The organism is Bradyrhizobium sp. (assembly GCF_017881085.1).
GTDB lineage: Bacteria > Pseudomonadota > Alphaproteobacteria > Rhizobiales > Xanthobacteraceae > Bradyrhizobium.
In genome coordinates this window covers 1-8585 of sequence record NZ_JADGRI010000233.1, presented here as the reverse complement: position 1 = coordinate 8585, position 8585 = coordinate 1, and the positions used below count along the sequence as shown (strand labels likewise).

At 63.8% G+C, this 8585-nt stretch carries 8 protein-coding genes; 3 read left to right on the top strand and 5 right to left on the bottom strand.

Annotated elements, in window-relative coordinates; genetic code table 11:
* A partial coding sequence (locus QZ213_RS19945; protein WP_291687816.1) for a serine hydrolase domain-containing protein occupies positions 1-497 on the bottom strand: 497 nt, incomplete at its 3' end.
* A 321-nt stretch (positions 498-818) separates the two neighbouring features.
* Here QZ213_RS19945 and QZ213_RS19940 point away from each other — a divergent pair.
* From QZ213_RS19940 to QZ213_RS19930, 3 genes are all read left to right on the top strand, one after another.
* Positions 819-1139 (top strand): hypothetical protein, encoded by a 321-nt coding sequence (locus tag QZ213_RS19940; protein WP_291687815.1) that lies wholly within the window; start codon positions 819-821, stop codon positions 1137-1139.
* A 225-nt stretch (positions 1140-1364) separates the two neighbouring features.
* On the top strand, positions 1365-2861 hold the full coding sequence (locus tag QZ213_RS19935; protein WP_291687814.1) for an NAD-dependent succinate-semialdehyde dehydrogenase: 1497 nt from the start codon (positions 1365-1367) through the stop codon (positions 2859-2861).
* Between the two features lie 177 nt (positions 2862-3038).
* On the top strand, positions 3039-4154 hold the full coding sequence (locus QZ213_RS19930; RefSeq protein ID WP_291687813.1) for an SbmA/BacA-like family transporter: 1116 nt from the start codon (positions 3039-3041) through the stop codon (positions 4152-4154).
* Here QZ213_RS19930 and QZ213_RS19925 read toward each other — a convergent pair.
* The 4 genes from QZ213_RS19925 to QZ213_RS19910 all read right to left on the bottom strand — a co-directional run.
* Positions 4144-6423 carry a SulP family inorganic anion transporter gene (locus QZ213_RS19925; RefSeq protein ID WP_291687812.1) on the bottom strand — a complete coding sequence of 760 codons (2280 nt, stop codon included), beginning with the start codon at positions 6421-6423 and terminating at the stop codon, positions 4144-4146. The genes QZ213_RS19930 and QZ213_RS19925 overlap by 11 nt on opposite strands.
* Before the next feature lie 40 nt (positions 6424-6463).
* Positions 6464-7267, bottom strand: coding sequence for a crotonase/enoyl-CoA hydratase family protein (locus QZ213_RS19920; RefSeq protein WP_291687811.1), 804 nt, complete (start codon positions 7265-7267; stop codon positions 6464-6466).
* A 163-nt stretch (positions 7268-7430) separates the two neighbouring features.
* Positions 7431-8360, bottom strand: coding sequence for a phosphoribosylaminoimidazolesuccinocarboxamide synthase (locus QZ213_RS19915; RefSeq protein ID WP_291687810.1), 930 nt, complete (start codon positions 8358-8360; stop codon positions 7431-7433).
* 72 nt (positions 8361-8432) lie between these two features.
* Positions 8433-8585: pirin-like C-terminal cupin domain-containing protein (locus QZ213_RS19910; protein WP_291687817.1), on the bottom strand; the 153-nt coding region annotated here is incomplete at its 5' end.

The following is an 8585-nucleotide window of genomic DNA, read 5'->3' as shown; positions in this document are numbered from 1 at the left end:
CCGGGGTCCGTCATCAGCGGCAGCTTCAGCGCGTCGTTCTTGCAGGTGGTGACGGCGGGCAGCCCGGTCTTCTCCAGATACTGCACCATGTCGCCGTTCCACATATTGTAGCAGAAGCCGGCGGTATGGGTCATGAGATGGCGCAGCGTGATCGGGTTCTTCGCCGGCCGCAGCTTCGGCTCGCCACTGGCGTCGAAGCCTTCGAGCACTTGCGGCGAGGCGAGATCGGGCAGCACCTTGCCGATCGGCGCGTCGAGCGAAAGCTTGCCTTGCTCGACCAGCTGCATGGCCGCCGCCGTCGTGATGGCCTTGGTCATCGAGGCGATCCAGAACACGCTGTCCAGCGTCATGGGATCGTCCTTGGACAGGTCGCGTTTGCCGAACGCGCCCTGGTAGATCACCTCTTTGCTGTTCGCGGCCATGGCGACGACGCCGGGAATTTCCCTGGCGTCGCTTTTCTGGCGCAGGACCTGATCGATCTGAGCTTTGCTTTGCATGAGCCACCTCCCGTGGGTTGTTTTTTTGAAGTGGCTGATCATCCTCCCGGCCATGGCCTCACGCAAGCGTGAGCGCACACGTCCCCCGGTCGCGATCTCGTGATCACCGCCATAGCGGAGAATCTGTACTTCAACACTCGGCAAAATTGCGTGGATGGGGGCGCATTAACGGTGACCTCATCCTCTTTCGGCGTTATCTTGCAAATCGCCTTTCTGGAACCCATTTTGTAGTAAGGCGTTCAGATGACAGCAAAAAGAGCGCTTTTGATCGCGTATTTCGATTTTAATTGATTGCGGCCAACGTGCCGCGAGGGGCAGGCAATGATTTCGACCTGGAGCGAATGGAAGCGGTATCCGCGGGCGGGCCGCGGCGAAAATATCGAAGCGCCGATCAGTCCCGGCATTTACGAAGTCCGTTACGCGGGAACAGGCGCGCTGCATTCTTTCGGCGCGGTCGACAACGTCGCCCAGGCGCTGGCGCTGCTGCCGGTCGGTTCCAAATCCTGGTTCGGACGGCGCGAGGCGGCAGCCCTGCCGGACCTCGAATATCGCACCTGCGCAACCAGCACCAAGGCGGACGCCAAGGCCGCCGCGGACCGCATGATCGGCCGGCGTGAAACCTATATGAGCGGCGCGGCCTGATTTAAAGACTGTCATTCCGGGATGGTGCGTAAGCACCAGACCTCAGATGCGCAATTGCGAATCTCGAGATTCCGGGTTCGATGCTTCGCATCGCCCCGGAATGACGAGCACCGATTACAGCCCCCAAATTTGCTTGAGGCAGCCGCGCTTTCGCGGCCGGTGCATTGCGGCCGGTTTCGGCCTATGCTCGATCTCGATACCCAAAAAAATCCCAGGAGCAACGCCATGACCCCGACCGCTAGCGCACGCGCCTCGCAACCGTCCGCGCCATCGCTGCGCGACCGTCTGAAGGATCCCTCGCTGCTGCGCGAGCATTGTTATATCGACGGCGCCTGGGTCGGCACGCCGGCGCATCCCGTGAACAATCCGGCCAGCGGCGGCGAAATCGCCAAGGTGCCGCAGATGACGGCCGCGGATGCCACCCACGCGGTCGAGGCCGCCGAGCGTGCATTTCCGGCCTGGGCTAAATTCACCGCCAAGCAGCGCTCCAATATCTTGCGCAAGTGGTTCGAACTGATCATCGCCAACCGCGAGGATCTGGCGCTGATCCTGACCTCCGAGCAGGGCAAGCCGCTGGCCGAGGCGCTCGGCGAAGTCGACATCGGCGGCGCCTATGTCGAATTTTTCGCGGAAGAGGCCCGCCGCGTCTATGGCGAAACCATTCCGACGCAGCGCGCGGACGCGCGGCTGCTCGCGATCAAGCAGCCGATCGGCGTCTGTGGCGCGATCACGCCGTGGAATTTTCCCAATTCGATGATCACCCGGAAAGTGTCGCCCGCGCTCGCCGCGGGCTGCACCGTGGTCCTGAAACCCGCCAACGAAACGCCGCTCAGTGCGCTGGCGCTGGCGGCGCTGGCCGAGAAGGCCGGCGTGCCCAGGGGTGTGTTCAACGTCATCACCGGCGACGCGCCGCCGATCGGCAAGGTGCTGTGCGAGCATCCCGCGGTGCGTTTCGTCGGCTTCACCGGATCGACCGAGGTCGGCAAGATCCTGTACCGGCAGGCCGCGGTCGGCGTGAAGAGGCTCGGGCTGGAGCTCGGCGGCAATGCGCCGTTCGTGGTGTTCGACGACGCCGATATCGATGCCGCCGTCGAAGGCGCGATGGTCTCGAAATATCGCAACATGGGCCAGACCTGCGTCTGCGCCAACCGCATCTACGCCCAGGACAAGATCTACGATCAGTTCGTCGAGAAACTTTCGAAGAAGGTCGCGGCGTTGAAGATCGGCGACGGCACCGAGCAAGGCGTGACGCAAGGTCCGCTGATCAACATGGAAGCGGTCGACAAGGTCGAAAAGCACATCGCGGATGCGGTCAAGCACGGTGCCAGGATCATCACCGGCGGAAAGCGCCACTCGCTCGGCGGCACCTTCTTTGAGCCGACGGTGCTGGCGAACGTCGCAGCCGATGCGCTGGTGTCGCGGGAGGAGACCTTCGGGCCGCTGGCGCCGGTGTTCCGCTTCAAGGACGAGGCCGAAGTGATCGCGCTGTGCAACAACTCGCCGTTCGGGCTCGCCTCCTATTTCTACGCGCGCGATCTTGGACGGGTCTGGCGGGTCGCCGAGGCGCTGGAGTCCGGCATGGTCGGCGTCAATACCGGGCTGATCACCACCGAAGTAGCCCCCTTCGGCGGCGTCAAGGAGTCGGGCCTCGGCCGCGAAGGCTCGCATCACGGCATGGAAGAATATGTCGAGATCAAATACGTGATGATGGCCGGGGTTTGATTGCTACGCCGTCCCGGCCAGGCGAAACGCGATCGTCGCCCCCTGCGAATTGCAGGCGGCAATCGGGCTTGACTCAGGTCAAACCGGATGGTCGCGGATCGCGTATTTTTCACTGATGTCTATTCCGGCCAAGCGTCTCGTTCGGTATCATCGCGCGGCTGATGCAACCGAAGCGCCATGCTGAACCAGAACCATTCTGTTCCGGACGAGAAGCGGCTGCTCGCCCGATTCTGGCAGAGCGCATCAGGATTCTGGCGGGGCCGAGGGGCGTGGCGGGCATGGCTTCTGGTGGCCGTGCTGATCGCGACCGTGATCCTGCAATTGCTGACGCAGTATGCGCTGAATTACTGGAATCGCGACTTCTTCAATGCGATCGGGCGCCGGGACGCCGCCGGACTCTGGACCCAGGCTTTGCGGTTCGTGCCGCTGGCCACGGCCAGTCTCGCGCTTACGGTGTTCTCGGTCTGGGGCCGCATGACCATGCAGCGCACCTGGCGCGCGTGGCTCAGCAGCCACCTCTACGACTACTGGCTGAAGGACGATCGCTATGTCCGGCTCCGGTTCGTGGCCGGAGACTATGACAGCCCGGAATTCCGCATCGCCGAGGACGCCCGGATTGCAACCGATCTGCCGGTCGACCTCGCCCTCGGGCTATTGCAGTCGCTGCTCAATGCCGTGACGTTCATCGGAATTCTCTGGTCGGTCGGAGACGGCCTGCCCATCGACCTCGGTGGTTTCGTCCTGACCATTCCCGGCTACCTCGTCATCGCGGTGATCGTCTATTCCGCCCTGCTTTCGGCCGGCATCTTTCTCATCGCCCACCATTTGACACGCGTGATGGAGGAAAACAAACGGACGGAAGCGGAGTTGAGGTCGATCGGCACGCATCTGCGGGAGAGCGGGGAAGGGACCGCGATGCCGGACGGCAAGAAGGACCCCCGTCACGTCATCGGCGCGGCATTGAAGGGGGTGATCACGATCTGGCGGATCTATATGTGGCAGCTGATGCGGATGACGGTGGTGACCTATTCGAGCCTCTTGGTAACCCCGGTGATCGGCTTGCTGTTGTGCACCCCGAAATATCTCCTGGGCATGATGAGCCTCGGGGAAGTGGTTCAGGCCGCGGCGGCGTTCGTCGTCGTGCAGACCGCGTTCAACTGGTTCACCGACAATTTTGCAAAGCTGGCGGAGTGGGCCTCTTCCGCCAACCGCGTCGCGTCACTGCTGCTGGCGCTGGATGAGGTCGACCGGCCGGACCGGACGCCAACCACGCCTCCTCCCGCTATCTCCTGAGCACCGCGATCATGCGATTGGCGAAGGTCAGGCGCTCGGCCATCACGGAGACGAAATAGGTCAGGAGTTTCTGACCGAGCGCCGGATTATTGCGCTTGATCGCCTCGAATTGATGCGTGTTCAGGACATAGAGAACGCTGGCGACTTCGGCCTGGATCGTCGCGCTGCGCGGCGCGTGCGAGACGAGGCCCATCTCGCCGATCGTGGTGTAGCGGCCGAGACTGCGTACCCGCGTGGTGCGGCCCTGGTCGGCGGGAATCATGATGCCGACGCGGCCGTCGAGAATGAAATGCATGGAATCGGCAGCATCGCCGGCGCTGACGATGATCTCGCCGGCCTCAACCTCGATGCGCTGGCAGCGCTGGATCAATTCCTGGGCGTCGCGTTCAGTCCCCAGAATTTGCGTGAACCAGTCGCGCAACGAGGTCTCTTCGCCTTCGTGGCCCTGATGTTGCGCGATGATCTCGTTCTCGCACCATTCCAGCGCATGATCGAGTTCGGGCACGACGCTGATCTCCTGCGAGATGAACCCGCTCGATCGCAACGCCTTCTCGGCCGTGGCCGGAAGATGCACCAGCACCAGCCTGACCCCGCGGTCATGGGCGGCTCGCTTGATCTGGGTGAAGCTGTAGGCCGCCGAGGAATCGATGCCGGTGACGAGCTTGAAGTCGAACACCAGGAAGCGGCATTCCGGATGGAGCGCCAGCAGCCCCTTGACATGCTGATAGAGCCGGTTGGCCGAGCCGAAGAACAGATAGCTCTGCAGGTTGAGGCCCTGGATTTTGCCGCCATGCGCCGACAGCACCGCCTGGTCGCCGCGGGAGCGATCGAGCGAACTGCGAAATTCCGATCCGTCAAAACTGTATTTGATGGAATCGATCCGCGAGGCGCTCAGCGCGAACGTCGCGCAACCGATCACGACGCCGATGAGGATGCCGGCGATAAAGCCCCATTGCACGATGATGACGATAATCGCCAGCAGCGACAGGTATTCGGTCATCGAAAGCCGCCGCCGCGACTCGATGATCCATCTGTGAAGCTGGTCCGCGCCCAGGTAGATCAGGAGGCCGCCAAGCACGAATTTCGGCATATAGCCGAGCAGCATCGGAGCAAAGGCCAGCATCAGCAGCGATACCGCGGCCACCGTCAGCCCCGACAATCGGCCTCTGCCGCCGCTGCTGAAGTTGAGCACGGAGCGGCTGACCGAAACGCAGCCGGTATAGCCGCCGAACGCGCCCGACGGCACATCAGCCAGACCGGTGACGCTTAATTCCCGTTCGAGGTTGGCCTCGCGATGCACGGCGACTTCGAGGCCGGTGGTGTTGAACAAGGCGCTCGAGGCGGTGACGAAGACGACCGCGATCAGGTTGCCCGAAAGGTCCGGCAGCAGGCGCCAGGGGTAGCGGCCGATTTCGGTTGCACTCCACGGCAACATGTAAGTGACGTGCGGCGGGGGCTGAAAGGTCCAGCCCGCGGCTTGCGCTTCTGCCAGCGAAATGCCCGCCGGCCAGAACACGAGGTGGGCGAGAAGAATGCCCGCGACAAGAATGATCGGTAGCCCGAGCGAACTGCGGGAGCGGTGCCAGGTCAGATACAGCACGGCCGCCATGGCGCAGGCCGCCGCCAGTTCGGACAGGGTCAAAGTGTTTGCGAATTGATCGAAGGTTCCGAATTGAAGGCGGTGGCCGGTGATAACGCGAACGGCGCCCAACAAGATCAGACAGCCGGTGGCGCCGAGAAATCCGCCGACCACGGGGTAAGGCACATAGCGGATCGCGCGCCCCATCCGCGTCATGCCGAAGCCGCACAGCACGATGCCGGTGGCGATGCTGGCGAGGCCGAGCGTGATGAGAATCGGCGCGAGCGGCGGCGCAGTCGCATCGGCCGACGACATCCGTTCGACCAGCGACGACGCCAGGATTGCCGTCATCGCCGCGGTGGAGCTCTCGGGACCCCCGATCGCAAACGGCAACGAGCTGCCGAGCGCGAGAACCGCGGAGAGAACGGCCGATGAAATGAAGGTGGCGGCGACGCCGTAGGACAGATATGGGTCCAGCGGACCTGCGAAGATCAAGAGCGCGTAGGACAGCCCGAAGGTCACGGTCAGGACGCTGGCGGCGCCGCCGCCGAGCACATCATTGATCGCTCGGCGCAGTTTAGGACCGAGACTGACGGATTGACTGACCACGCGCGCACCCACCACCCACGGCCAGTGGTAGACGACCGCGTCAGCCAGCGACAAGAAAATTTTTGTGACAGTCCGGGGCATGCACCACTCGGCGCTTGATCCGGCGATCGTCGGGGGCGAGCTAGTCCGGCCTGCTCTCGCCGAATGCGCCGTGACGGCCGACGCCGGAGGCAAAGCGGGTCGCGCCGGAGAGCGTTTCGCCTGAGGCAATGACCTCGAGGCCGCCGCGCATTTCGTTGGCGATGGCCTCTTCTTCCGAAAGGTCCCATTGCCGCAGCGCCGACAGCCGGTCGGCGCGCAGGCAGGTCTGCGGGAAGCGCGCGATCTCCCTCGCCAGCGCGATCGCCCGGGCGCGGGCTTCGCCGCTCGGAACCAGACGGTTGGCAAGGCCCATGCGCAGCGCTTCCGCACCCCCGACCGGACGGCCGGTCAAAATGAGGTCGATCGCCTGGGAATGACCGATCAGGCGCGGCAGCCGGATGGTGCCGAGATCGATCAGCGGCACGCCGAAGCGGCGGCAGAACACGCCGAAGGTGGCGTCCTCGGCGACCACGCGCATATCCGCCCACAGCGCCAGTTCCATGCCGCCGGCCACCGCAAAACCCTCCACCGCGGCGATCACCGGTTTCGACAACCGCAGCCGGCTCGGCCCCATCGGCGCGATCGAATCGTGGCCGCCGATCTCGCGCTTCTTGTTGGGATCGCCTGATGCGACCGCCTTGAGGTCGGCGCCGGCGCAGAAGAAGCCGCCGGTGCCGGTGAACACCGCGACGGAAGCTTCCGCATCGGCATCGAATGCCCTGAACGCGTCGTACAATTTTCGAGCCGTCGCGCCATCGACGGCGTTGCGGCAATGCGGACGGTTGATGGAGACGATGGTCACTGCGCCATCACGTTCGACCAGCACACTGTCGATCTCGGTCATGTCAGCCCCTGATGTTTTTCGTTATGCGAACGGGCACAACGGGCGGGAGTACGAGACCCGCTCGTCATTGCCGGGCTTGACCCGGCAATCCATCATTATTCAAAGAAGATGGATACGCGGGTCAAGCCCGCGTATGACAATGGAATATGTTGAGGCTTGCCGCTCAGGGCGGGGAGAGCGAGATTTTCAGCTCACTCCCCGTGATCCGGCGATAGGCCTCGAGATAGCGCTTGCTGGTGGCCTCGACCACGCTGGCCGGCAAGGGCGGCGGCGGGGCTTCGCCGTTCCAGCGGCCGGCGCGGCGTTCGGCGTCGAGATAATCGCGCAGCGGCTGCTTGTCGAAACTCGGCTGCGGCTGGCCGGGCCTGTAGGCGTCCGCCGCCCAGAACCGCGAACTGTCGGGGGTCATCACCTCGTCGATCAGGATGATGTGGCCGTCCCTGTCCCGGCCGAATTCGAATTTGGTGTCGGCGACGATGATGCCCTGGTCGCGGCTGAGCTTTTCGCCGAGCGTATAGACCGCCCGCGTCATGCTTTCGAGCGTGTACGTCACTTCGTCGCCGAGGATCTCGCGCATCCGCGCGATCGTGATGTTCTCGTCATGGCCGGTCTCGGCCTTGGTCGCCGGGCTGAAGATCGCGGGCTCCAGTTTTGCGCTCTCGAGCAGTCCCGGCGGGAGCTTCTCGCCGGCCAGCGTGCCATGGGCCGAATATTCCTTCCATGCCGAGCCGGAAAGATAGCCGCGGATCACGCATTCGATCGGAAACACTGTGGTGCGCTTGCACAGCATCGCGCGCCCCGAGAGCGAGGCACGATGCCCCCGCAGCGCCGGCACTTCCTTGATGATCTCGTCGGCATCGGCACTGATCATGTGATGATGGACCACGCCCTCGAGCTCGTTGAACCACCACGCGCTGATCTGGGTCAGCACCGCGCCCTTCATCGGGATGGTCTCGGCCATCACCACGTCGAAGGCGCTGATGCGGTCGGTGGTCAGCAGCAACACGCGGTCGTCGCCCACGGCGTAGATATCGCGGACCTTGCCGCGCCCGATCCGGGGAAGGGGCAGGTCGCTGGCGAGCATGGTGGTCATGGGCAAACTTTCAAAAGCGGGGCTGTCGCCGCGCGGGGGGCGCGCGGACGTCAGAAGGTGGGGCGGGAGGGTTCACTCCGGCAGCGGAATGAACTCATGTTCGTTGGGGACAGGCGCGAAGCGGCCGCTCTTCCAGTCCGCTTTGGCCTGCTCGATCCGCTCTTTACTGGAAGAGACAAAATTCCACCAGATATGACGCGGACCTTCCAGCGCGTCGCCGCCGAG